Below are 25460 nucleotides of genomic sequence, written 5' to 3'. Positions count from 1 at the left end.
ATGACTGGGGGCATTGAGTGAGCGCGGAGGTACGTGCGTCGGGTGGCTCGCCTGCGGCACCCGACGAGGCGGCCATCAGCGCGGCCAAGACGAAGGTCGGTGCGGCGGCCAAGGCGATGTTCGAGAACGTTCGGGCTTTGGCCGCCCGCGCCGCCGTGTTGCTGTCCGCTTCCGACGTGCTCCGCCGGAGCGCGCATCAGCAGATCGGCATCCTGCTCGACCAGCAGGCACAGGCCACACTGAGCGCCAGGCCGGTCACCGACCTCCGAACCCTGGTGGGTAAGGGCGCCCGCTTGGGCGCTCTGGAGAACGCCGGTTACCGCACCATCGCGAACGTGCTTCAGGCGAGCCCGAACCGGCTTCAAGCGGTTCCGCGCATCGGCCATCATACCGCGCATCAGGTCTCAACCGCCGCACGCCGACTCGCCAACGAAGTCCGGCAGGAAGCGCGGCTCCGGTTCGACCCTGACCGGCAGGACCCCGGACAGACCCAGCTCCTCGCCACGCTCGCGGCCGCCCGCCACGCGGACAGCGCCCGAACATCCCTTCAGGCACCGCTGGAGCAGTTCACCACGCTGGCCGCGGACCTCGTCAGGCAGGCGGAACCGACCACCAGCCGCGGCGCCATGTTCTTCAAGGGCCGAGCCAAGAAGCGGGCGGCGCTCGCGGCGCTGGCGCAACTCGACACCCTCCTCACCTCTCCACAGACGCTCGCGCTGTGGCAGACCGTGGAGGGGCAGGAAAGGGCCGCCGACCCCCGCTCGTACTCGTCGGCGTACCTGTGGCAGGAGTACGCCAACGATGCCGCGAGCTTCAACGCGTTGCTGTCGACGCTCACCGGACACGGTGACGCGGACGACAACGAGGCCGCACAGGGTTATCTGCCCGAAGAACTCCGGCAGGAGATCACGGCCGTCCCGCTCGACACCAGCCTGCTGAAAGCGACCCTGCGCGGATATCAGGTCTTCGGCGCGCAGTACGCGATCCACCAGAAACACTCGATCCTCGGCGACGAGATGGGCCTCGGCAAAACCGTGCAGGCCCTGGCCGTCGTGGCCCACATGGCAGCGAAGGGACAGACCCGCTTCCTCGTGGTCTGCCCCGCCAGCGTGCAGATCAACTGGATCAACGAGATCCGCAAACACACCACGCTCACCCCGCACAGCCTGCACGGCGCCGACCGGGACGCCGCCATGCGGCACTGGCGGCGCACCGGCGGCATCGCCGTCACCACGTTCACCACCCTCGGTCGGCTCAAGGGGATCGCCGACGACGGCATCGCGCTGCTGGTGGTGGACGAGGCCCACTACGTCAAGAACCCGGAATCACAACGCTCCAAAAACGTCGGCCGCGTCGTCTCCCAAGCGCAGCGGGCACTGTTCCTCACCGGCACACCGATGGAGAACCGCGTCGAGGAATTCCGCAACCTCGTCGCCTACCTGCAACCGCACATCGCGGGGAGACTGGACGCCACTGACGCCATTACAGGTGCTCGGCGTTTCCGTCGCGCGGTCGCGCCGGTCTACCTGCGCCGTAACCAGGAAGACGTGCTCACCGAACTGCCCGACAAGATCGAAGTCGAGGACTGGGTGCAGTTCACTCACGCCGACAACACCGCCTATGTGGAGGCAGTGCGGGCACGCAATCTCATGCGGATGCGCCAGGCCGCGTTCGAGGCGGCCGACTCGGCCAAACTCGAACGGCTCGCCGAGATCGTGGACGAGGCCCGCGAGGACAGCCTCAAGGTCGTGGTGTTCTCGTACTTCCTCAACGTGCTCGAGGCGATCCACGACAGGCTCGGCCAGGTTGTGGTGGGGCAGCTGACCGGTTCGGTGCAGCCCGCGGCTCGCCAGCAACTCGTCGACACCTTCACCCGGAGAAAAGGCCACGCCGTGCTCCTCAGCCAGATCGAGGCCGGCGGCGTCGGGTTGAACGTGCAGGCCGCGTCTGTGGTCGTCATCGCGGAACCGCAGTGGAAGCCGAGTACCGAGGAACAGGCCATCGCCCGTGCCTACCGGATGGGTCAGATTCGCAAGGTTCAGGTGCATCGACTGCTGGCCAAAGGCAGCGTCGACGAACGTCTGCGTGAGGTCCAGGAAAACAAGAAACTTCTTTTCGACGAGTTCGCGCGCAAGAGCGACGCGAAGGAAGCCGACCGTCGTGCCGTCGACACCAGTGAGTACCGGCCGGCCATCCTCGACGACGAAGCCGTACCACTCAAGGAACGCATCATCCTCGCCGAACAGCACCGGCTCGGCATTCATCGCTAGACCAAGGGGGAGATAACGTGGTCGTAGCACGCGAGACCAGCCTGCAGGAACTCCTGGAAGGCTCCAAGCAGTACCAGGTGCCGCTGTACCAGCGGACGTATTCGTGGACGAACACCCAGTTCCAGCGGTTGTGGGACGACATCAAGCAGCTCGCCGACGACCGTGCCGGTGACGCGGAACCGACCCACTTCATCGGCTCGGTGGTCCTCGCGCCCAGCCCCACGAACGGCCCGGCGGGAGTGCAGGAATTCCTGGTGATCGACGGCCAGCAGAGACTGACCACCCTGTCGATCCTGTTGTGCGCACTGCGAGACCACCGTGCCAAACACGAACACCCCGAACACCGCGAACGCATCGACCAGCAGTACCTCATCAACAAGTGGAAGCCGGACAACCAGCGGCTCAAGCTCGTGCCGACACAGGCCGACCGGGCCTCGTACCTGGCGTGCCTCAACGCCACACCGAAAGCCGGCGGAACCGACCGGATCGGTGCCGCGTACCGGTTCTTCTCCGCGCAACTCGTCGCCGCCGACGACCCCGACGACCCGAACGACATCGAACGCATCGAGGACGCCGTGATCTCCGGACTCGCGCTGGTGTCGGTGACCGCGCAGCGAGGAGACAACCCACACCGCATCTTCGAGTCGCTGAACAACACCGGGTTGAAACTCACCCAGGCCGACCTGCTCCGCAACTACCTGTTCATGCGACTGCCCACCCGCGGTGAGGCGGTCTACGAGTCGCTGTGGTTGCCGCTCCAGAAGAACCTCGACAACGACCAACTCGAACTGCTCTTCTGGCTCGACCTGGTGCAACGTGATCCGAGGATCAAGCAGACCGATACCTACGCGGGCCAGCAGCGGCGTCTGGACCGCATGCGCACCGAGGAAGAGATCGAGCAGGAAGTCGCCCGGTTCGGTCGGCTCGGCGAGCTACTCCGCACCATCCTGGAACCGTCGCGGGAGGACGACCCGGGCGTTCGGCACCGATTGCGGCGGCTGGGCGCATGGGGCACCACCACCGTCTACCCCGTGCTGCTCCACTTGCTCGACCTGCGCGCCCGCGAGCTGGCGGACTCGGCGGAGATCGCCAGGGCGATGCTGTATCTGGAAAGCTACTTCGTCCGTCGCCTGCTCATCGGCCGCGCCACAACAGGGATGAACCGAGTCATGCTTTCACTGGTGACCGAAGTGGACGCCGACCTCCCGATCGACGAGGCGGTTCGCCGCTACCTGTCGAGCGGACGCAAGTACTACGCCACCGACCGCGACATCCGGGAGGCAGTGCGGACGGTCCCGTACTACCTTAACGGGCGCCCCAACCAGCGAGCCCTGGTGCTGCGGTGGCTGGAGGAGAGTTACGGCAGTAAGGAGCCCGTAGACCTGTCCTCCCTCACCATCGAGCATGTCCTGCCGCAGAGCCCCACGGCCGAATGGAAGCAGGCTCTGGCACAGGACCTCGAACCCGGTGAGGAATTCGGGCAGGTACACGAAGCGCTCGTGCACACACTGGGCAACCTGACGCTCACCGGCTACAACTCCAAGCTCAGCAACAGCCCGTTCGAGGTGAAGCGGGAGCAGTTGGCGTCCAGCGGCGTGCGCATGAACCAGGAGATCGCGGGGCAGGAGCGTTGGGGACGGCCACAGATCCAGCACCGTGCCGATGCGCTGGCGGAACGGGTGATCTCCGAATGGCCCGGCCCCATCGCGCGAGACAACAGCTCGACAGGCCCTGCCTGGGACGTGTTGAACAGGGCTCTCGCCGAGCTTCCCGCGGGATCGTGGACCACCTACGGTGACCTCGCCGCGCTGATCGGCAGTCATGCCGTGGCCATCGGACAGCGGCTGGCCACCGTAGCCGCCCCGAACGCTCACCGGGTACTACAGTCCGACGGTAAGGTGTCGCCCAACTTCACCTGGATCGACCCGGAACGTACCGACGACCCACGGGAGCTGCTCGAAGCGGAAGGCGTGGTGTTCGACGCGCACGGGCGGGCCAATCCGGAGCAGCGCATCACCACCGAGGGGCTTGCCCTGCTTCTCGGCGCCGACGTGCCGGAGCTCGTACCCGAGCCAGACGCGGGACAGGATCCCAAACTGCGTGATCGGTTCCGCGAGCAGCTCATCGAACATCAGGGCCCCGATGTCGCCAATGCGGTGGTCATGATGCTCAACGCATGGACCGCGGCCGGTGGGTACCTCGAATACGGCGTCGAGGCGGAGACCTCCTGCTTCCTGCTCTCCCGGAGGAAGTCGGACCCGGGCGGCAACATCTGGCCCGCCGCCCTCTATCCGAGCGGCAAGTTTGAGATCGTGTTCCAGCACCTCCGCAGCCGTCCGCCGTTCGACGAACTGAGCAGACGCGAGGAGCTGCGTCAACGTCTGAACAAGATCAACGGTGTGGACCTGCCGGAATCGAAGATCGACCTGCGTCCCGGTTTCCCCCTAGACGTCCTGCTGGACGCGTCGAATCGGGAACAGCTCGTCGAGGCGCTCGAGTGGTTCCACACCCTCGCGCGTCACGAGGAGGGAAGCCAGTGATGAGTGTTCACACCGAGCAGGCGTTCGAGGATGCCATCGAAGCATCGCTGCTCGCCTCCGGATGGCAGCGCGGGCAGCGGGACGGCTACGACCGTGAGCTGGGGCTGGACACCGACCAGCTTTTCACCTTCATCGGCGCGACGCAGCAGGACGTGTGGGAACAGCTGCGGGGTTACTACGGCGACGACAGCGTGGAAGCGCAACGGGCATTCGCTCGCCACGTCGCGCGGGAAATCGACAAGCGCGGGGCAGTGGACGTGCTCCGCCACGGGGTGCGCGACCGGGGACATCTGATCCGCCTCGCGTACTTCCGGCCCGCTCACACGCTCGCCGACGACGCCCTCGTGCGGTACGAGCAGAACCGGTTATCGGTCACGCGGCAACTGGCGTACTCGGAGCGCGACCATGGTAAGGAACTCGACCTGGTGCTGTTCGTCAACGGCGTTCCGGTCGCCACCGCCGAGTTGAAGAACCCACTCACCGGCCAGACCGTGGAACACGCGAAGGAGCAGTACCGGCGGGACCGCGACCCGAAGGAACCGCTGTTCGCCAGACGGGCCCTGGTGCACTTCGCGGTCGACCCGGACCTGGTGTTCCTCACCACACGTCTCACCGGGAACACGACCCGCTTCTTGCCCTTCAACACCGGCTCCAACGGCCCCGGTGAAGATGGCGGAGCAGGCAATCCACCTGCGGCTCCCGGCCGGTATCGCACCTCCTACCTGTGGGAAGAGGTCTGGCAGCCCGAGGCGTGGCTGGACATCATCCGGCGCTTCGTGCACCTGGAAAAGGGCGAAGTACGGCGTGGTGGCCGCCGACCGGGCCCCCAAGCCCGCAATCTGATCTTCCCGCGCTACCACCAGTGGCATGCTGTCCGCAGCCTGGTCGCGCACGCCGCCGAACACGGATCGGGACACAACTACCTGGTGCAGCACTCGGCCGGCTCCGGCAAGTCGAACACGATCGCCTGGCTCGCCCACCGGTTGTCGAACCTGCATTCCGCCGACAACGAGCAGGTCTTCGACAAGGTCGTCGTGATCACCGATCGCTCCGTGCTCGACCGGCAACTCCAGGACACCATCTATCAGTTCGAGCATCGGGCCGGGGTGGTCACCAAGATCAGCGAGAAGAGTGAGGGGTCCAAGTCCGAGCAGGTCAGCGCCGCATTGGCAGGCGAGACGACCAAGATCCTCATCGTCACCCTCCAGACCTTTCCCTTCGTGTTGGAGAAGGTCGACGGCCTGCGAGGCAAGCGGTTTGCGATCGTCGTCGACGAAGCGCACTCCTCACAATCTGGTGAGTCCGCGGCAGCGCTCAAGCGGGTGCTGACCAAGCTCGGTAGCGACGACATCGACGAGGACAACGATCCGCTCACCGCGGCGGCGCTGGCGCGTGGCAGGCACGAGACTCTCTCCTACTTCGCGTTCACCGCGACCCCGAAGCCGAAAACCCTGGAGCTGTTCGGAACCCGGGTCGGTGAGACCGAGCGCCCGTTCCACATCTACTCGATGCGCCAGGCCATCGAGGAGGGTTTCATCCTCGACGTGCTGCGCAACTACGTCACCTACAAGACTTACTGGCGGCTCACCGGGGGAGACGACGGACGCGAGGTCGACGAACGGAAAGCCAGCGCAGCCCTGGCCCGCTTCGCCGAACTCAGTCCGGCAAGCCTGCAACAGCGGGCCGAGATCATCGTGGAGCACTTCATCAAGCACACCCGTGGACGTCTTGGCGGACGGGCCAAGGCGATGGTGGTGACACGCTCCCGCGAGCATGCGGTCAAGCTCTACCGCAAAATCAAGTCCTATGTGGACATGCGAGGCTACGACGGTTGCGGTGTTCTCGTCGCCTTCTCCGGAGAACTCAAGGTCGACAACCTCGACTCCGACACGGTCACCGAGTCGTCCCTGAACGGAATCGGTGAGGCGGCACTGCCCAAGGCGTTCGCCTACACCCGTGCCGACGACGAACACGCCGAGAGCAACCCCAAGCAGGAATACCGCATCCTCGTCGTGGCCGAGAAGTACCAGACGGGGTTCGACCAGCCACTGCTGACCACGATGTATGTGGACAAGCCGCTGAAGAGCGTGGCAGCGGTGCAGACCCTGTCCAGGCTCAACCGGACGCATCCGAGGAAGGGTCAGGACGATCTGTTCGTACTCGACTTCGCGAACGAGGCCGAGGAGATACAGGAGGCGTTCCGGCCGTTCTTCGAAGCGACGGTCACCACTCCGAGCGACCCGAACCTCATTTACGACGCCCAGCGAGCGGTGCTCGATCACCAGTTGCTCGTGGAGTCCGAGATGGAGGCCTTCACCGCGGAATACGTGCGAGCGCAGCGGGACGCTGGTGACCGGGTCACCTGGGACCGGGTGCACGCCGAGTTGTACCGGCTGACTGATCCGGCCCGCGACCGGTTCGCCCAGCTCCTTGATGAGGAGCCGGAACGCGCCGAGGAGTTCCGCTCGGACCTGCGTGACTACATCCGCAAGTACGGCTTTCTCGCCCAGGTCGTCGGTTTCGCCGAACGTTCCCTCGAACAGCTCTACGTCTACGGGAAGATGCTCCTTCCCCGATTGGCTCGGAGGCAGGACCCCGGTATAGACCTCGGTCAGGTCGATCTGACTCACCTGCGGATCGGCAAGACCGGCGACCATGATCTGGCACTGACGCCCGAGGGTGAGCAGGTCCTCCCAGGATTCAGCGGCGACGGCCCCGGTGGACAGCACGAGCGCCCTCGCACCTCGCTGGCCGAGCTGATCGCCGAGCTCAACGAGCGGTTCGGCAGCAACCTCGGCGAGGGTGACATCGTGCGCGGCTCGGCGGAGGCCGCGATGGCCGAGCCGCAGGTGCGGGCCGCCGCGTTCGCCAACGACGAGGAGAACTTCGGGCACGTCTTCGACGAGGTGTTCGAGGACAAGCTCTACGAGCGGATCGAGAACGACACCAAGGCGGTACAGAAGTTCGCCGACGACGCGGAGTTCAACTCCGAGTTGAAGAGCATCGCCCGCCGTTACGCCTACGAGTCGCTCCGGCGGGAAGTGGCCTGAGCCATGGCGGCACGGCGGACTCTGGCGCAGCGATACGACATCGTCTCCCCGATCGGACGTGGCGGAATGGGCGAGGTCTGGTCGGGCTTCGACAAGCGGCTCGACCGCGCTGTCGCCGTCAAACTGTTGCGCTCGGAGGCGCTCTCGCCGCGCTCGGAACACGACACGCTCGTGAAGCGATTCCTGCGCGAGGCTCGCTTGACCGCGCGAGTCGAGCATCCCGGGGTGCCCGCGGTGTTCGACGCTGGTACCGAAGGGGACGAGCTGTATCTCGTCATGCAGCTCGTCCCCGGGATCGACCTGGTCGACTTCCTGGCACAGCACCAGCCCGTGCCGCTGGAGTGGGCGGTCGCCGTGACAGCTCAGACGGCATCGGTACTGGCGGCGGCCCACGCCGTGTCCCTGGTGCACCGCGACCTGAAACCAAGCAACGTGATGATCAAGCCAGACGGCACGGTCACTGTCCTCGACTTCGGGGTCGCCGCGCTGCTCGAAGCGGACATCACCCGGCTCACGGCGACAGGTGAAGCCGTCGGCAGCCCGGCCTACATGTCGCCGGAACAGGTTCTCGGCGGTGTTCCCAGTCCACGCAGCGACCTGTACTCACTCGGCTGCATCCTGCATGAACTTCTCGCCGGTGAACGTCCTTTCACTGCGGAAGGCACGTATCCAGCCATGCGTCAGCACGTCGAGGAAGCACCGCCCCGGCTACGGCCACAACGTCGGGACACCCCAATCGCCATCGAAGAACTGGTACTCCAACTTCTCGCCAAGGAGCCGGAGAACCGGCCAGCCGACGCGCAGGAAGTGTATGAACGGCTGCTGCCGTTCCTGCCCCAGCCGGAATCTGGCACGACCGACGACGTGACGACGGCGTCCGACCCCACACGACCGTATAGGCGGCCGCTCGCTCCGCGTCGTCGGGCGGTATCTCAGCAGGCACAGCGAGTTTCCCCGGCAACTCTCGACATCCGGACCGTGCGCGACGAAGCCGCCGACCTGGCGGAGGCGGGACGGTTCACGCAGGCAGCAAGACTGCTCGAGGACCTACTGGCACAAGTGGGGGAGACCGACCGCGCACATCGCGGCGCGCGACTCCAGTTGGCCAACACGCTGCTTCTCGGTGGCGATTACGCACGCGCTCTCGTGCACTATGAACGGCTGGTCGAGCACGTGGCACCGGAGCGTTCGGCGGACGACTCCGACGTCCTGCACTGGAGGATGCAGATCGTGGTGTGCCATGCCGCTCTGGGGCGGGCGGCGGAAGCGTTGGAGCAGCTGGAGCCCGTGCTGGCCATGCGGTTGCGGCAGCACAACGCCAGGGACGACGAGGTGGTCGAGCTACGGCAACAGGTAGCCAGCCTGCGGGCGTCTGCAGGTGACGTGGCCGGTGCCGCCTCGCAAGTCCGGTCGATACTCGCCGACCTGAGCCCCACGGATTCGCGAGCCGAGACGTTACGGTCAATGCTGGCCCGCTACACGCGATGACGTCGGGCGGATGTCTGGCGGCTTATCCGTCGCACCGTTATCGGCGGTGCCCTCGGTCTCCCAGTTTGTCGGCGAGTTAGGGAAGTTGTTCATGGTTTTGTCCGTGGACGGCGCGCTGGCGTGCCCGGTGGGCTGGATAAGTACTGCGGTGATGGCTCCATGAACTGGAGGCGTCGATCGACGTGGACGGGGCAACATCAACGGGGAACACGACCACCAGAAGCCCACAACACCATGGCCGACTACTTCTTCAGCGACGGACCCGGAATCAGCGCCGTCATCATGGCCCTCGCGGATGCCTTCTACGAGGCCGCGATCGATCAGCGGACGGACGGGTGAGCAGCCGGCCCAGGAAAGGGACCACGCACGTGCTCGCGGGCCGCGTTGCGAGCCTGCTGCGTGCAGGTCAGGCGCGCAGCAGGCGGTGAGCCAGCACCACGACAACGCCGTTGTACACGACGAGCACGGCGGGCACGAGGATCTCCACGAAGGCCGTCGGCGCACCGATCGGCTCCGGTGCGGCGGTGACACCCACGCCGAGAGCGAGCCAGCCCAGGCATGCCATGAGCAGGCCGAGGTTCCACAGGACGAGCAGGTTCCGGCGGACCGCGTTGGCGGATCGCAGTTCGAGCCGTCGAGCCGAGACCGTGTTGCGCATGGACATCGTGACGATGCCGAAGAGCGCGGCGATGAGCGCCTGCGCCCCATGCGCGCCCACAGTCATCGCCAGCAGCGGGACCTTCGTCGCCCACCCCACCGCCAGGTACACCGCACTCCCGGTAAGCGCCGTGGCCAGCGAGAACGATCCGAGCGCGAGTGGCGCAGCGCTCGCGCTGATGCGCCGCGCACGGGTCGGATCGATCGCGCGATAGTCACGGCGACGTCCCCGATCGCGACGGCGCACGGAGTCAACCCGTGGGGAGCACACGGCGCATGACGGCCGACGTGAAACCGGCGCAGATCACCGTGATCGCCGCCGTGGCGAACGCGACGGCCAACGTGCTCGTGCTCAGCGGTGTACTACCTCGGCCGCCCGCGATCGCGAGCAACACCAGGACGCCGAGCGCGTCGGCGACCACGGTACACAACCACATGGCGAGCACCAGCCTGCGAATCCCCTGGAAGGACCGGAAATCAGCGGAGGTGGAGGCACGCGATCGGGCGGCCGTCGCTCCGACCCCGGCCAACAGCAAGCCCATCGCTCCGCCACCGAGGAAAATCAGTCCAAAGTAGAATAGCGGATGGGTGTCGGTGGGCGCCGCGACACCGAGCCAGATCAGTGCCGTCAGCGCGAGTACGGCGACACCGATCGCCGTACTCGCGACAGATCGTGCCGTGGACTGGACGAGCGTCATCGCGCTTCCCAATCGGACTCCTCCTGCATGGCGCCGATGTTCGACTTCGCCCACTCGTCCCCCAGGTCGTGCACCTTCTGCGCGATGGAGGTCTGTTCGGTGGAGATGGTGTTCGTCAGCGACTGCAACGACAGGATCGCGGTCGTGACGAGTCCGATCGAAACCCCTGCCGCGGTGGCGATGGCGGCGATGGCAGCAGGAATGCCTACCACGGTGCACGCGGCAGCGATCGCAGCGACAGCGCCGACGACGAACACGCCGGTCGCGACAGCCATCGCCGTCCAGAACGTCTCGATGCCGTTGCCGAGGCTGTCCAGCGAACTCCGCAGCTGGTCCGCCAGATCCTTGACTGAATTCAGCCCGTCAACCTGTGCGGGCACCGTGGCCTTGAATGCTTCGGCGCCGCGACCCTCCCAGTCCAGATTTGTCTGCATCTTGTCGAGGCCGACATCGCCCGCGATATCGCCGATGACGTTGCCGACCTTGTTGGCCCAGTCTTCGGCTACCTCGTGCAGGCGGGTCGGGCTGCCAGGCTGGTCAATCAGCTGGTTGACCCGGTCCCAGAACTCCTTGATTTTCTGCCGAAGCGCGTCCAGACCTTGCTGAATCTGGTCCAACAGGTAGGCGAGGGAATCGGGAACCCAGCTCAGTACGTCGTTGACCTTGTCGAAAAACTCGTTGATCTTCTCCTTGAGCTCTTGGAACTTGGCGTCAGCCTGCTGGATAGCGGGGCTCGTCATGCCAGATCACCCAAGCCTTCTCAGTCGCCTGCGGCGCTTTGAATGTTCTCGTAGTTGTCGGCCTCGGTCTGGTCGTACATGTCCGCGGCGCGCCGCAACGCACCCGCGAGATCACGAAAGTTTTGCGCCGCCTGCCCCAACATGTTCGCCAGTGAGCTCTGAGCGCCGGAGTAGGTAGTGTCGATTCCCGCGTCAACGCCATACATCGACACGTCGTGGCCGGTCAACCCCAGTGAGCCGATCGTCTGTATCGGCGCGTCCAAATCGGTTGCCGCACCGTCCCAGATGTCCGCGTCGGCCCGCAGTGCGGCGACTGCGGCTTTGATGTCAGCCATGTCCTACCCCTCCCCAGTGGGCTCGGTGGGCGCCGGCATGCCGAGCCGTCGCATGAGCAGGCGCGGGTTCGCGGCCAGCCCCATCAATTCGGAGATCGCGCTGCCGCGCGGCCCCGCGGACATCTCCTGCGGAGTGCTGGCCTCGTGCAGGCCCCGTAGTACCTCGGTGAGTTCCGTTTCGATCTCCGTGTGCCGGGCTTGCCCGGCCCACGCGCTGTCGATGTCCAGCGCGAGCACCTGGCCGCGTTGCGCCGAGCCCTGCACATGCCCGCCGGAACTTCGCACCTGCGCCGGCTGATCCACAATCGCCGAGAGCCGCGCGGTGAACTGGCGCAACTCCTCTTCGACCGTATCGAGCAACCGCTGCACATCCCGGGTTGTCAATGCCGACTCGTCCGCGCCGGCGTTCTCCGGCGGCGTGCCGTCCGCCGCGAGATCAGCGTGCTCGACGCTGCGAGCCAGCGCGCTGACCGTCGCGGCGTTCGCGGCGGAGAGCACGCTCGTGTGCAGCGCCCGCGGATCGACCACCTGACGCCACTGCGGCGACAACCGCACGGCGACGACATCCGCCTCAGGCGACACGACCACCTGGACCACCTGGTCGGCGTCCTGCCCGACCAGCGTTTCCTCCGGTTCTGCGACTGGGGCCGGCAGACCACCGGACTTCTCATACTCCCAGTCCTCGGCCTCTTCGAAACCCCATCTCCGGTCATTCACGCTGGCGGACTCTACGTCAGCCTCCCCATGGGCGCAGGCATTTCGCACACATTACGCCTGTTTTGACCATTGAGTTCACGAGCTCCACTTCGAGTAGTCGGCCCCACACAGCGAGGTCCACCTGCGCTGGGTTTCCGCTATCCTTTCGCCTGCTGACGCTCACCGACTGGGAACGGGGACGCTCTTGCGCGACTCGACGCCCAGTTTTGGACGGCGTAGGCGGCCTCACGCAGACTCCCGCGAAGATCCCGTTCCTCGGTCGCTTCCGCAGCTTCGAGCAAACGCTGGTTGCCCGAAGAAAGCCAATATCCCGAGAACCGACCCCGCGATCCCGAGATCCGTCGCTAACTTGTGCGAGCCAGAACCGTCGCGCACCTCTGTGCCCCTCGTGACCTGCCAACGACGAGTAGCTGAGCTTAGGGAAAGATCGGCAGTCGCACACTGAACCGACCATTCCCCCTGGTCATCGGCACCGGCCAATCCTGGCCGCCTCATGGCCTCGTCCGTGCTTCCCGGTGCCCATAGTGTCATCGCCGCATCGCATCGGGGCCCGCGAGAAGGCGCGGACCTCCATCCAGAAGGGGGTAACGGGAATGACAACGACAAGCAACCGACAGCGCCTCACCGGGCTCGCGGGCGGCGCTGCGCTGGCCGTGACGACGGTGATCGCGCCGGTGGCGGAGGCGCAGGAAGACGATCACGCCGAGACCCAGGCCGTGTTGAACCAGTACCAGTCGATCGCCGGACCGGGAGCAGCGGTGTTCGCTGGAGATGCCGACGAGGCGTGGACGCTGACCGCGGGGACGGCAGAGTTCGGCAAGAATCGGCCGATCACCGCGCAGGACCATTTCCGCAGCGGCAGCCAGACGAAAACGTTCGTGGCGGCAGTGGTACTCCAGCTTGTGGACGAAGGACGTGTCGAACTCGACGCTCCGATCGAGAAGTACCTTCCCGGTGTCGTGACCGGCAACTACGACGGCAATGTCATCACCGTGCGCCAGTTGCTCCAGCACACCAGCGGGCTGGCCCGGTTCCCCAGCGACGCCAATCCCGGTCCTGACGGCACCTACGTGCTCGCCGACCTGGTTCGGGCGGCGATGGACGAGCCGCCCGTGGCCGGACCCGGTGAGAAAAGTGTCTACTCCAACACCGGCTATCAGGTGCTCGGCATGCTCATCGAGGAGATCACCGGCCAGTACGCGGGCGACGCGATCACCGAGCGGATCATCGAGCCGCTTGGTCTTGAGGGCACTTCGTTTCCCGCGCCAGGCGAGCGGGCGCTGGCGGAGCCGTTCGTCCACGGCTACGCGGGTGGCCGAATCCCTCCATTTTACCTGTGGATAGACAACACGACCGGAGTGGAGCTGTCGATCTACTCCACGGCGGGGGCGATGGAATCCACGTTGCAGGATTCGGTGACGTTCTTCCGCGCACTGGCCGACGGTGAGGTCGTGTCGGACGCCGCGTGGGCGGAAATGCACAAGACCGTGCCAGGGAACATCGGTGGCGTGGGGCTCGGAATCAACGAGATCCCGCTGTCGTGCGGGGGCACGTACTGGGCGAAGAACGGTGGTGTGGAAACCGGGCACGTCTCCACGACGGGCGTTACCGACGACGGTCGCTTCGCGTCGGTCGTCACGAACACCTTCAGTACGGCGGTGGCCGAGAAGTCTTTCGACGTCCTCGACTCCGCCCTCTGTGAGTAGCGAAGTTCTTCGTTGTCGTCGCCTCATGCGCGGCTGTTCTACGGGGTGCCTGCGCCGGAGATGCGCGGGCACCCCGCCGCAGCGTGGTAACGAGAATGTCTTTGGTCGCGCCCTCACCGCGGGCGCGACCGACATCTCGTGAGCCTCTTCTCGGCGAGTCAGGTGCACTCGGGACGCTTCCCAGTCGCCGCTATCTCTTCCCGGAACTCATCGGAGTCCACGAACCCGGCCGGATCACGCACGACGAAATGTGGGGCGGCTGCATCCAGCTCAGCCGGTGTCGCGCGCCCGATCCGTATGAGGTTCCGTCTTCGCGGACAGTCATCGGCGGCCGGCCCCTCGCGGAGCGCTGGCACCACGGCGAGAAGGTGATCGTTGCCGCCGAACGTAGTCGCCCATTGCGGAATCGACCGGCCACGATCCTCCCTCGTGGCACCGTCTGCGCCGGGTGGTGTGGATCATGTAAGGTTCGCCGCCTCGTCGCGCGTATGCGCGGCGCGCAAACACGTACTGAGGGGACAATCATGACGGTTGTGTGGATTGTGGTCGGCGTTGTCGCCGTCCTGGTGGTCGGCGGTGTTCTGTGGTGGCGCTTTCGCGATCCGTTGAGGGGTGAGGACTTCTACCGGTTCCACGCCGAGCAGAAGTGGGCCTGGGAGCGGCAACTCGACGAGGAGGCGGAAAAAGCGTTCATGGCCGGGCTCGAAGCCTACGACGATGAACACAGCAGCGTCTTCCTCCACCGGGAGGAAGGCGTTCTGCGAGTCTCCGAGCCGCCGATGCTGATCTCTTTGTATCTGCTGACGGCCCGGTTCAGGGATATGGGCGAGGCCGCGATCGCCGATCCGGTCACCGCCGTGCGGCAGCTCATCGACGACGCCGACCACAAGGAGACCGGAGGCGTGCTGCACTTGCGGAGCCGGTGGCTGCCTGACGGCGAGATCGACGGGATGGACAAGTACGAGATCACCAGCCAGATGATGTCGGCAACGCACGCGCAGGGCGTGACCAACCACGCCGTCGGCGGCTACGGCGACGAGGACTACGGCTACGGCGTCTGCGCCGTCCTGCCCGAGCTTCCCGAGCACGTGCGCGAGATGGAGGACGAGGCCTTCGCGCATTCCAACAGCTCCCCGATCGAGAACCGCCTCGACGTCATCAAGGCGGTGGTCCAGGAACCCGAGCCCGAATTCGTGGCCGGGCTGGAGAAGGCCGACGCCGAGAAGAGCAAATACACCAACGCGTTCATGTACGACTACGGTCGCGTGTTGCTGGAATACCAGGTGCTCCGGCACCGGATGCCGGGGGCGCAGGCGTCCGATGTGTTCGGTGCTGCCATGGCACGGATGCTCCTCGATCAGGAGCCCGGCATCACGTGGACCCGCCCGCCGTCGCGGGCGCAGTTCGACCTCGCTGTCGCGCTGCTCTCGACCCGGGGCTGAGGCCGCCACACCCAGGCGGCGCCTCGCTCTCGTCTGCGGGCCGACGACGTTCCGTGTGGCGGGCGCCGGATCACCTCCGTGAGACGGGTGCCGCCGGGGAGGATTCTTGTCCGGTAGGGGAGCGAGCCCTCGCGTTGAGGCCGCCACACTGAGGCCGTCGCAGGAGCCCGACGTGCCGGAGGCTGCCAAGGCGGGCCACCAAGGGTGCGCGACCGTGGCTCGTCGTGGTGGAAGGCGAACGGAGCCTTCCACCACGACCGACGGTCCAGCGCGCGCCGCTTCGTCAACGCCGCCGCAGTGGATTGAATCCGCCCGTGACGACTCGGACGTCGCCGGCGTTTCCCACGAGTTCGCGCGTCCACCTCAGCACGGTCTTGCGCGACGGCTCCGGCGGGTGGTAGGCGTTGGTCGCCGACCACCAGAATCGTTTCTCCTTCGGCGGTTCGCTCGCGAGCCCGGCGACGGCCAAGGTGCTCGGATGTGAAGTCCGTTCCCAGAGCGCCTCCCACTGGTCGTATCGCAGGTTGAGGTAGAGCAGCGAGGGAAGCTCGCCGAGTACCTCGATGTCCGGAATGTCGGTCGCCTCGGACAGGTCGAGCAGGTAAAGCCGAGGGCACGACCGCAGCGGCGCGAGGTCGAGCGGGGCATCCGTGCGCACCGTCAGGCTCCGCACAACCGGATGCCCCTCGAGACCACTCAGGTCCACGGTGTCCAGTGCGAGATCGAGAACCTCTACCGGTGTCCGCGCCAGCGGGGACAGGTCGGCCGCCGGACAGTTCCGCATCGTCACCCGCGTCAGTGCGGGCGTTCCGGCGACCGGCCCCAGATCGACGAATGGGGCGTCACTCACCTCAAGCGCTTCCACGTCGGGGCCCAGTTCCAGGCGCATGGCCGTACCACCGGTGACACGCATGGTGCGGAAGGCGAAGCGCTGACGCCGCGCGGGCCTGAACTCGGCAAGGTCGATCCAGAACTCGCCGTCCACGCACTCGTAAGCGCCGGTCTCCAGCGCGGTGACGTGCTCGCGCAGCAGGCTCGTCACGGAGTCGGCGACATAGGTGGGGCCATCGTTGTGGTGGAGGCCGATCCTGATCACCTGTCCCGGACGGCCACGCGGGCCCGGACTCATGTCCACCGCCAGGAAATCACCGCCGGTGCTCGTGGCGAACGGGATCCACGCGGGGCAGTCGATCATCCGCCGCACGGTCAACGGCGGGCCGACGGTGGTCACGAAAGGCCTGCTCAGGTACTGCTGCCACTCACGCGAGACCCACCACCGGTTGTCCGGGCGGCTGAGAGCTTCGACCTCGTCGAGACCGAACCAGGGATGCCGGGCGAGCAGCCCCTCCCCTCCGTCGCCGTCGATCACGCTGTACAGCGCGCGCAGATCGGGAGGGAGGGCGGCGGGAAGCCCCTTTTCGATCCTGGCGCGTTGTCTGGCAGGCAGCGCGGCGGGTGGGGCGTAGCGGTCGGGGTTCAGGATGCGGTCGCGGAGCCGGAGGTAGGAACCCAGCAGAGCGACCGCCTCGTCGGGGTCTCCTGCGGGAGTGGGATCGGCCGGCCCATCCTGGAGCTCACCCGGATCCGGCGGAAGCGTGTCGTGGTCGAGAACATAGACGACACTGTGCTGGTTCTCCGCGCTGTCCAACCGCTCACTCAGAATTGCCTCGAACCGGCCCCATGCCCACACCACCACGTCGATCGTGAGGCGGCGGCTGGTGCCGGCCAGGTCAGCGATACGGCGCAGTTCCTCGTGCACGTCGATGTCGTTGCTGCCGTACTGGTTGAGCCGGGAGGGCTCGAATGAGAAACCACGGTGGCCGGAGCCTGCGCCGTCGGCGTAACCGTGAAGTTCGGCGCGACGCCACCCCGATGGAGCCCCAGCGGCGATTTTCCCGGCTAGTGCGCGGAGCGCGCGCTCGACAGGCGGGTCTTCTCGGCCGTTCATGAACGAAGTTCCTTGCATCTCGACGATGATCACGCATGTGTAGCAGGCCGACGAGCACCGGCTGGAGTGGGCGATGCGGCTTGCGCGTTCGGGCCGGGCGTCGCTGTCCGCTGTTGCCACACCGAGAGCGAGGCGAACTCCGAGGAGTGCGATCACCACTCGCGAGAGCGAGGTGCGGTCGATCGGCTCGGCGAAAGGCGGCACACGGCGGGCGAGCTGGTGGCCAGGTCGGCCACGGTCGATGACGACCAAACCGCCTTAGCCGAGCCCCGAGCCACCCACCGTCACGGGCTTCCCGCCACGGTGGGTGGCCGCTGCGCCTGGCGCGTCGCGTCGCGCTCAGTTCCCGGTGGCCGCGATCAGACGGGCACCGGCGCGTCGTCGCGGCGAGGCATGATCTGTCCTGACAAAACGATCGCCACGCTGCACCCGACGAGCACCAGCAGGGCATGAGGCAGCGTTGTGGCATCGGCGAGGTAGCCGATCAGCGGCGGCCCGGCGAGAAACCCGACATACCCCACTGTGGACAGTGCGCTCACCGCGACGGCTGGCTGGGCTTCCCTGCGTGAGACCACACTGATGACCGTCGGGAACACGACCGCCAGGCCGATGCCGAGGACCGCGAACCCCACCATGGCAAGCCAGGCCGCCTGTGCGACAACGATGATCGCCGAACCCGCCACGGCGGCGCATCCGGCCAGTCGCACGGTGCTCCGTGGCCCGAGCCTGCCGACCACGACGTCCCCGCAGAATCGCATGGCCGCCATGGACAGCGCGAACGCCGTGTAGCCGAGGCCGACGAGTCCGGGGGAGACGTCGCGGGCGTCGCGAAGCAGCACCGCGCTCCAATCGGACACCGCACCCTCGCACAGCAGGCCGCAGAAGGCGACAAGACCGAACAGGGCGATTCTCCTGTCGGGCAGCGCGAGAACACTGCTGCTGTGCCGGGGAAGGTCGTGAATCAGGAACCGGGCTGCCCCCAGCACCAGTGACGTGAGTACGGCGGCGACGCAGGCCAGATGGACCGCCGCGCTCATGCCCGCCCCGCCAGCCCAGCCCGCGACCAGCGAGCCGAGCAGGCCGCCGACACTGAACACCCCGTGGAAGGATGCCAGAACCAGCCTGCCGGTGTCCCGCTCGAACAGCGCGCCTTGCGCGTTCATGGTGGCCCCGAGCGCGCCGTTGCCCACACCCAGCACGAACAGCGCGGCGATGAGAAGCCCGAGGTCAGGCGCGACAGCGGGCAACGCCAGCGACATCGTGAACACCACGGCAGTGCTCGTGGTGAGCACGGCGGCATCGACGCGGGTGCTGAGGTAGCCGACCAGCGGCATCCCGATCAGTGCACCGACCGATGCCGCCAGCAGGGCGGTGCCCAGCGTTCCGTGAGACAGCCCCAGCTGATGCTGTACGTCGGGAATGCGGACCACCCAGCTTCCGAATCCGGCGCCCAGCGCGAAGAACAACGTCGCGATCGCCACGCGCGTCGATGCCGATCGCCGCGAAGAGCCGAGCGTGCTCGTCACCGCCCGCTCCCCGCGTGCACCAACTCGCCCTCGCGTGTGTTCGTCGCTTCGATCCGGGTGCGAGCAACGGGTGTCAGGAGAGAGAACTTCATCGACCCCGCCGTGCCGTAGCCGGCGAAGGCACGCCGGACCGCGTCCTCGTCGCCGAAGTCGATGTGGTCGCTGACGACCGGACCGACGTCGATGACACCCGTGTCGATCAGCGTCATCGCCACCTGGGCCACGTGTGCCGATCGCTGCATGGGGAAGAGCCGGACGTCGAACGGGGTGGCCCGCAGATGCAGGCCCTTGGCCAGGATGAGCCAGGTGCTGATGTGCTGGGGAACCTCGGTGGCGCCGTAGATGACGTAGAGCCCGCCGGGCCGCAGCAATCCCATCGCCAGTTCGCGGACATCCTTGCCCTGATCGCCGACGGCCACGTTGGGCAGGGCGTCGAATACGTAGTCCGCGAACTCGTCCTGATGGTCGTGGACGAACTGCTCCAGCGCGGGGCCGTCGGTCGTGGTGTTGAACGTCAATCGGGCACCGTTGTGGCGGGACAGCGCCAATCGCGGGTCCACGCGGTCCACAGCGGTGACCGAACCGGCGCCGAGGACCTTGGTCAGGACCTGGATGGCGAGCTGCGCGCTGGGACCGCAGCCGAGGACGACGCAGGAATCGCCCGGTCTCGGCGGGTTGATCAGCAGCGAACGCAGTACCGAGGTCAGCGGTTCGACGATGGTGGCGGCGGTGGAGTCCATCGTGTCCGGCACCGCCACGGCAGCCGCTTGATCGGCGTCGTAGAAGTTCCGGGTCGTGTACCAGGAGGTCTCCCGTGCCGCGACGTCGTGGGCGAAAATGGGACGAATCGCCCGCAGCTCCGCCATTCCTCCGAAATCGGTCTGCCCCCAGTAGGTGATGCGCTGACCGACGCCGACTCTGCCGGTGAGCGACGAACCGACCTCGACGACCTCGCCGACGTACTCGTGTCCCGGGATGATGGGCCACGACGTCGGGAACAGGTGACCTTTGAAATAGGAAATGTCGGTGGAGCACACCGAGACCGCTTCGGTGGCGAGCAGGATTTCGTCCGGTCCGCACACCGGATCGTCAACCGTGGACAAACGGATACGTCCGGGACCGTCCATCACATAAGCGCGCACGACCAACCCCCAATTCCATCCATGGGTGTTCACGTCAGATTTCGTGTCGGGCATGCCTTGCCAACCACAGACGTCGTTGTCCCCCAGTTGCGCACCGCAGTGCCATACGAGAGTGGAACAGACAACCGGCAGGGGACGCAACCACCGATCGGCGCGAGTGGTACCGCTCGGTTACGCGAAATTTCCCGTACCTGGGAATCCGGCGATGGAGAATCGCCCGGACGGGCGCTAGAAACGATCTTCAATACAATCCGTGACGGGCGCGAGTGGTGATCGTGACTCGAATGCAGTGCCCACCCCGCCCGCCTGCGCTGTGATGGCCCTCACGTCACGAGGGGTGGTGTGCTGTGGTGAGGTCGGCCCCGCGCTTCCTGTGCACGCGGCGGCCGTGGTCGTTCGGTGGCGGTTCGGCGAGCGTTCAACGGACGTTCGCCAGAGGGCTGAGGGGTGGGTGGCCACCGGACGGCTTTCCCTTGACGCGTCAGCGATCCCGGTGCTCCTCCGGAGCGGCTGAACGGTGCGGGCGGACGGCGGAGGGGAGGGGTGGTGCGCCGCTCGGCCGCCGATCGCCGGAGGCGGACCGAGGAGCGCTGACCGCGAACGCCACGCTCTTCTGTGCCTGCCCGGGCCTCGGTTTTTGTGGCTGCCGGACCTCGGTCACGGGGACGTCGTGCCGATCGGCGGGCGACTTCCGCTCGCTTCCGGGTTCACCGATCGCCGCAGGCCGGTCCCCGGGCCAAGGTTCCTCAGGTCCCGCCTGACAAGAAACGCATTCCGTGATGGTGATCCGGCGGCGGAATAAACCGGGATCGGGCCGCCGAGGTGTCCTTCCTCGTCTCGTTGTACGCGAGTGCGGAAATGCGGTGTTCGCCTTGAGAAAAACCCGCCTGAAGGCCGATCGGCAGATCGTTCTCCTGGTAAACTGGTGCGGTAGGAAGAGTTCGGCGCCGTTGAAAGTCCCGCGGCAACGGGAACCCTGTTTCGCGAGGCTTTCGGCGGCGCTCCGTGCGGCGAACGGAGTGGTTCGATGAAACCCACTGCCCGTACCGTTTTCATCGGTGGACTCCAATGGTTGGATTACGTTCACGCGGGTCCACGGAAGTCCATGTCACTGGTGGCCGAGCAGAAACGCCGGTATCTCGACCCCGGCCGGTACGCCTGGTCTGCCTACGGTCCGTTGCTCTCGGCTTTCCGGAGGTCCTTGAATTCTGTTGACCGGCACGGCGAACTCGATCGCGTTGTGGCGCGAGCCGAGGAGAAGAACGACTGGCGCGCGGAGGCGTATCGCGATGCCGTGGCGGGATTCTCGAAAACCGTTCCGAAGCGGGCGACCGGCGTTCAAGTCGGTGAAGCCACGTGGGCGGAGGGAAATCTGCGGATCGTCTTCCGTCACCTGCTGGGTGTTCGCCTGCATGACAAGAACGACACGAGGTGGCTCGTGCTCCCGTACTGCAAGGGCGCGGCACTCAATCAGGGCAGTGCCGACATCGTGTTGCAGATGATGGAGACCTTCACCGGCCTGGCGCTTCCCGGGGCCACGCCGGTGGTGCTCGACAGCAGACACGGCAAGCTCTACCGGCTGCGCGCCAACACCAACAGGGAAAACATCGACGCCTGCGTGCGCGGGCTCGCCGTCGCCTACGAACGGCAGTGGTCGCTGGCCGCGTGACCAGGCCCGGAGGCGGCCGGGCCGGGTTGAGTCGTGCCCGGCCGCCTCCGGCGAGGTGATATGCACGCTGGAGACGCGGCTGTCGTTCGCCCCTGATCACCCGGCTCGCCGGACTTCCACAGCGCCGTGGCAGGGCCGCCCCCGAACGACCTGGTGAGCATTTCCGTGACAGCGCAGCAAAACGGAGGTTTCATTTCCGGCGAACGACTACAGCGGCTGCTGGAGCTGGCAACACTCAAAGAAAAACCGGAAACGAGTTGGTTCCCCTGATCGTGTGTCGATAATCTCGGAACAGGCAGCACCTGACGACACACGGTCACAGGGGGCGGCGTGCGGTTGACGGTACTCGGACGATTGCGCCTGCGGGCCGACGACGACACGGAAGTCGCGATTCCTCGCGGTAAGGCCGCGACGTTGCTGTTGCTGCTGGCAGGCCATCACAGCCGCACGGTCACCATCGACCGGCTGATGCAGGCGCTGTGGGGCGAGAACCCGCCGCGAACGGCGATGGCCGGTCTGCACAACCACGTCTGGGCGCTGCGGTCGGCGCTCGGGCACGCACGGCAAGGCGCAGAGGACCGGCTCCAGCGCACTGCCGACGGCTACCAGCTCGATCTCCGGCCCGGCGAATGCGACCTGATCGAGTTCGAGCAGCTCGTCAGGGAGGGCAGGGACGCCGCACGACGTGGTGATCACGAGCGCGTGGCGGGTGCGCTGCGGTTGGCTGTCGCGCTGTGGCAGGGGCAGCCGTCCTCACAAGGTACGACCGCGTCCCCACCGGTGGCCGACCTGCTCAGGGCATGGGAACACGCACGGATCACCGCGCATGAGGACTGCCTCGCCGCGGAGATCGAACTCGGCCGCCACGACGACGTGGTTCCCGAACTGCACACGCTGCTCGCCGAGCACCCGTTGCGGGAGGAACTCGCCGGGCTGCTGATGCGAGCACTGTGGCTGGGCGGGAACCGGGCAGGCGCACTGGAGGTCTACACCGCGACGAGGTCGGCCCTCATCGATGCGCTCGGCGTCGAGCCGGGAGCCGAGCTGCGCGACCTCCAGTCGCGCATCCTCCGGGGGGAACGCGCACCGGAAGGGGGTGCGACACCGCCGCCGTTGTCCGAGCCGCCGAGGCAGCTTCCCGCAGACACGGCGGACTTCACCGGCAGGGACGACGTGCTGACCAGGATCGTGGAGGGACTCGACCCTGAGAAGACCGACGGCGCCGTCCGGGTGGTGGTGGTCAGCGGGCAGCCAGGGGCAGGCAAGACCACGGTGGCCATCCGGGCGGCGCACCGGCTCGCGGACCGCTTTCCCGGCGGGCAGCTCTACGCGTCTCTCGGCGGGGGCTCCGGCTCGCCCCGGTCGCCGGAGGATGTGCTCGCCGATCTGTTGCGCGGTCTCGGCGTTCCGGATGTGGCCATCCCCGCCGGTGCCGAGCAACGCGCCGCCAGCTACCGCACCAGGCTCGCCCGGCGGCGCGTGCTCGTGGTGCTCGACGACGCCGCCGATATGGGGCAGGTCCGCCCGCTGCTGCCGGGAACCTCGGGGGCCTCGGTGCTGGTGACCAGTCGAAGACGTCTGGTGGGACCGCCAGGCGTGATCTCGTTGCCACTCGCGCCGTTGACGCATGAGGAAGGAGTGCTGCTCCTGACCAGGGTGATCGGCCGCGAGCGCGTCGAGGCCGAGCCGGAGGCCGCGGGGGAGCTGGTGGATCTGTGCGGGCGGCTGCCGCTCGCGATCAGAGTGGTGGTGGCGAGGCTGGTGACCAGACCGTCGTGGTCGTTGGCTCGCCTGCTGGCGAAGATGCGTGATCGGAGACTCGTACTCGACGAGCTGGCGGTCGCCGAACTCGACGTGCGGGCGGGGTTCACCGTCTCGCATGACGCGCTCGGTGAGCTGGAGCGGCGGGTGTTCCGGCGCTTCGCTCTCGTGGGGACTCCCGATCTGTCGCCGTGGGCGCTCGCCGCGCTCGTGGACGACGACGCCTGCGTGGACCAGGCGCTGCACAACCTGCTGGAAAGCCATCTGGTCGAACCGGCTTCGGTGCGGGCGGAGCGCTACACGATGCACGATCTGGTGCGGGTCTTCGCCTCGGAGCAGGGCCGCGCGCTGGACGGCGACCCCGAGATCGAGGGGACGGCGGCGAGAGCGGCCTTCCGACGTGTGTTCGACCGGTGCCGGATGCTGATCGAGCTGGCCCATCGCGACCTGCCCCCGCCCGCGGGGTGGCTGGCCCCGGTCGGTCCGCCCCCTTCGGAGACCTTCCAGGCTCTCTCACCGCTGCCGCAGGAGATGGCAGCGGTCGTGTCCAGAGACCCGACGGCGTGGTGTGCCGCGGAGTGTGAGACGTTGCTGGACATCCTGATCAGGGGCGCGGAACTGGGCTGGTATCGCGACGCCCTCGACGCGGCGGAACGGCTGAGCAGCTTCCTCGCCATGAAACACCGCAGGAGTGAGATCGACCGCGTGTACTCGGCGGTGGCGCGGGCCGCTGCGGGAGATGCGCTGGTGTCGGCGCGAGCGGAGTTCGGCAGGGCCCACGCCGCGGCCATGGGCGGCCTGCTCGGCGATGCCGCCGCCATTCTGACGTCGTGCGCCGAGGTTTTCGCCCGTGCCGGAGAGAACCCGGCGTTGATGAACACCCTGGTTCTGCTGAGCTTCTGCCGGATGCAACTCGGTGATCTCGCCGCCGCCGAGCAGCTCGCCCGCGACGCCCTGGACCTCAGAGCGCTCACCGAGGACCTCCGGTGCGAGGCACGGGCGTTGCGGCAGCTGGGCAACGTGCGGATCAGCGCGGGCGATCCGCACAGCGCGGTGAGCCCGCTGCGGCGCGCGCTCGCCGTGGCCGAGCGGATCGGGGAGGCCGACCTTGAGGCCGTGGTACTGAGCAGCCTGGCCAAGGCCCTCATCGCACTCGGGGAGCTGGGCGCGGCCGACGACGTGTGCCGAAGGGCGCTCACCCTGCTCGACGAACTGGATCAGCCGGTGGGGCACGCCTACGTGCGGCTGTCTCACAGCCGCATCGTCGAGTACCGGGGAGGCCACCGCGAGGCCATCGGGCTCATCGAGAAAGCGTTGCGGGTCTTCACCGAGTTCGCCGACCGCAGAGGCGAGGTCGAGGCGCGGCACCGGCTCGCCGTGAACCTTCTCGCGCTGGGCCAGACCGATCAAGCGGCGGAACTGGCCGGGTCGGCGCTCACGCTGGCCAGGGAGCTGGGCATGCACCGCAAGACGGAGGAGCTGGATCGGACACTCGCGGCGGCGCGGGCCGTCACAACTCGATGAGTTCGTCCGAGCCGACGCCCGGCTCGGACAGCACCCTGATCCCCGGGGCGGCCTCACGCTTCGGACGTCGCGCCGGCTCATGGCCGTCCGCGGCGACCCTCGCGTACTCGGCAGGATCGTGGAAGCCCGATCCTGCGGCTGGTCGGGCACATACGTGCTCGGCAACCGTTTGTTCCACCGCACGACCGTCGCGACCAGGTTTTCGCTCAGCGGTAGGACGTCGGTGATCTCCCCGGCCGGGTGCAAG

17 protein-coding genes are annotated in these 25460 nt (G+C 66.9%); 8 read left to right on the top strand and 9 right to left on the bottom strand.

Annotation, left to right across the window (positions count from 1 at the left end; genetic code table 11):
• Nucleotides 1-17: 17 nt before the first annotated feature.
• Genes SACXIDRAFT_RS02655 through SACXIDRAFT_RS02640 form a run of 4 tightly spaced genes read left to right on the top strand, consistent with a single transcriptional unit; the run spans nucleotide 18 to nucleotide 9348 of the window.
• The gene (locus tag SACXIDRAFT_RS02655) at nucleotides 18-2270 is read left to right on the top strand and encodes a DEAD/DEAH box helicase (RefSeq protein ID WP_006236925.1); all 2253 of its coding nucleotides are present in this window, start codon (nucleotides 18-20) and stop codon (nucleotides 2268-2270) included.
• A gap of 17 nt (nucleotides 2271-2287) precedes the next feature.
• Nucleotides 2288-4810, top strand: coding sequence for a GmrSD restriction endonuclease domain-containing protein (locus SACXIDRAFT_RS02650; RefSeq protein ID WP_006236924.1), 2523 nt, complete (start codon nucleotides 2288-2290; stop codon nucleotides 4808-4810).
• On the top strand, nucleotides 4810-7860 hold the full coding sequence (locus SACXIDRAFT_RS02645; RefSeq protein ID WP_006236923.1) for a type I restriction endonuclease subunit R: 3051 nt from the start codon (nucleotides 4810-4812) through the stop codon (nucleotides 7858-7860). The genes SACXIDRAFT_RS02650 and SACXIDRAFT_RS02645 overlap by 1 nt, the downstream gene beginning before the upstream one ends.
• Before the next feature lie 3 nt (nucleotides 7861-7863).
• Nucleotides 7864-9348 (top strand): serine/threonine-protein kinase, encoded by a 1485-nt coding sequence (locus SACXIDRAFT_RS02640; protein WP_006236922.1) that lies wholly within the window; start codon nucleotides 7864-7866, stop codon nucleotides 9346-9348.
• Between the two features lie 406 nt (nucleotides 9349-9754).
• On the opposite strand, the gene SACXIDRAFT_RS02635 is transcribed toward SACXIDRAFT_RS02640, so the two are convergent.
• From SACXIDRAFT_RS02635 to SACXIDRAFT_RS02615, 5 genes are read right to left on the bottom strand one after another with little or no spacing between them, the layout of a single operon-like run.
• Nucleotides 9755-10252 carry a hypothetical protein gene (locus SACXIDRAFT_RS02635; protein WP_232285239.1) on the bottom strand — a complete coding sequence of 166 codons (498 nt, stop codon included), beginning with the start codon at nucleotides 10250-10252 and terminating at the stop codon, nucleotides 9755-9757.
• Nucleotides 10253-10256: 4 nt separating this feature from the next.
• A complete protein-coding gene (locus tag SACXIDRAFT_RS02630; RefSeq protein WP_232285238.1) occupies nucleotides 10257-10715 on the bottom strand; it encodes a hypothetical protein in 459 nt (152 codons plus the stop codon).
• The gene (locus SACXIDRAFT_RS02625; RefSeq protein WP_006236918.1) at nucleotides 10700-11443 is read right to left on the bottom strand and encodes a hypothetical protein; all 744 of its coding nucleotides are present in this window, start codon (nucleotides 11441-11443) and stop codon (nucleotides 10700-10702) included. Before SACXIDRAFT_RS02625 ends, SACXIDRAFT_RS02630 begins: the two co-directional genes overlap by 16 nt.
• Before the next feature lie 20 nt (nucleotides 11444-11463).
• Nucleotides 11464-11778 carry a hypothetical protein gene (locus SACXIDRAFT_RS02620; protein ID WP_006236917.1) on the bottom strand — a complete coding sequence of 105 codons (315 nt, stop codon included), beginning with the start codon at nucleotides 11776-11778 and terminating at the stop codon, nucleotides 11464-11466.
• Between the two features lie 3 nt (nucleotides 11779-11781).
• Nucleotides 11782-12495, bottom strand: a complete 714-nt coding sequence (locus SACXIDRAFT_RS02615; RefSeq protein ID WP_006236916.1) for a hypothetical protein — start codon at nucleotides 12493-12495, stop codon at nucleotides 11782-11784.
• A 593-nt stretch (nucleotides 12496-13088) separates the two neighbouring features.
• On the opposite strand from SACXIDRAFT_RS02615, the gene SACXIDRAFT_RS02610 reads away from it, so the two are divergent.
• Both SACXIDRAFT_RS02610 and SACXIDRAFT_RS02605 read left to right on the top strand, forming a co-directional pair.
• On the top strand, nucleotides 13089-14201 hold the full coding sequence (locus tag SACXIDRAFT_RS02610; protein WP_006236915.1) for a serine hydrolase domain-containing protein: 1113 nt from the start codon (nucleotides 13089-13091) through the stop codon (nucleotides 14199-14201).
• Between the two features lie 524 nt (nucleotides 14202-14725).
• Nucleotides 14726-15643, top strand: coding sequence for a hypothetical protein (locus tag SACXIDRAFT_RS02605; protein WP_006236914.1), 918 nt, complete (start codon nucleotides 14726-14728; stop codon nucleotides 15641-15643).
• A 283-nt stretch (nucleotides 15644-15926) separates the two neighbouring features.
• Here SACXIDRAFT_RS02605 and SACXIDRAFT_RS02600 read toward each other — a convergent pair whose 3' ends face one another.
• From SACXIDRAFT_RS02600 to SACXIDRAFT_RS02590, 3 genes are all read right to left on the bottom strand, one after another.
• Nucleotides 15927-17591 (bottom strand): SMI1/KNR4 family protein, encoded by a 1665-nt coding sequence (locus tag SACXIDRAFT_RS02600; RefSeq protein WP_006236913.1) that lies wholly within the window; start codon nucleotides 17589-17591, stop codon nucleotides 15927-15929.
• Nucleotides 17592-17950: 359 nt separating this feature from the next.
• Nucleotides 17951-19117: an MFS transporter gene (locus SACXIDRAFT_RS02595; protein WP_006236912.1), complete on the bottom strand. Its 1167-nt coding sequence runs from the start codon at nucleotides 19115-19117 to the stop codon at nucleotides 17951-17953.
• Entirely contained in the window at nucleotides 19114-20259 is a 1146-nt protein-coding gene (locus SACXIDRAFT_RS02590; protein ID WP_157599630.1) for a zinc-dependent alcohol dehydrogenase, read from the bottom strand. Before SACXIDRAFT_RS02590 ends, SACXIDRAFT_RS02595 begins: the two co-directional genes overlap by 4 nt.
• A gap of 1027 nt (nucleotides 20260-21286) precedes the next feature.
• On the opposite strand from SACXIDRAFT_RS02590, the gene SACXIDRAFT_RS02585 reads away from it, so the two are divergent.
• Entirely contained in the window at nucleotides 21287-21928 is a 642-nt protein-coding gene (locus SACXIDRAFT_RS02585) for a hypothetical protein (protein WP_006236909.1), read from the top strand.
• Nucleotides 21929-22258: 330 nt separating this feature from the next.
• Nucleotides 22259-25213 (top strand): AfsR/SARP family transcriptional regulator, encoded by a 2955-nt coding sequence (locus tag SACXIDRAFT_RS02580; protein WP_006236907.1) that lies wholly within the window; start codon nucleotides 22259-22261, stop codon nucleotides 25211-25213.
• Here the strand turns inward: SACXIDRAFT_RS02580 and SACXIDRAFT_RS23480 are convergent.
• Nucleotides 25200-25391: a hypothetical protein gene (locus SACXIDRAFT_RS23480; protein ID WP_040922015.1), complete on the bottom strand. Its 192-nt coding sequence runs from the start codon at nucleotides 25389-25391 to the stop codon at nucleotides 25200-25202. The genes SACXIDRAFT_RS02580 and SACXIDRAFT_RS23480 overlap by 14 nt on opposite strands.
• Between the last annotated feature and the right edge of the window lie 69 nt (nucleotides 25392-25460).

The sequence above is a fragment of the Saccharomonospora xinjiangensis XJ-54 genome (assembly GCF_000258175.1).
GTDB classification, from domain to species: domain Bacteria; phylum Actinomycetota; class Actinomycetes; order Mycobacteriales; family Pseudonocardiaceae; genus Saccharomonospora; species Saccharomonospora xinjiangensis.
Note: the sequence above shows the minus strand (reverse complement) of the source record. Positions and strands in the feature narration are given on the sequence as shown.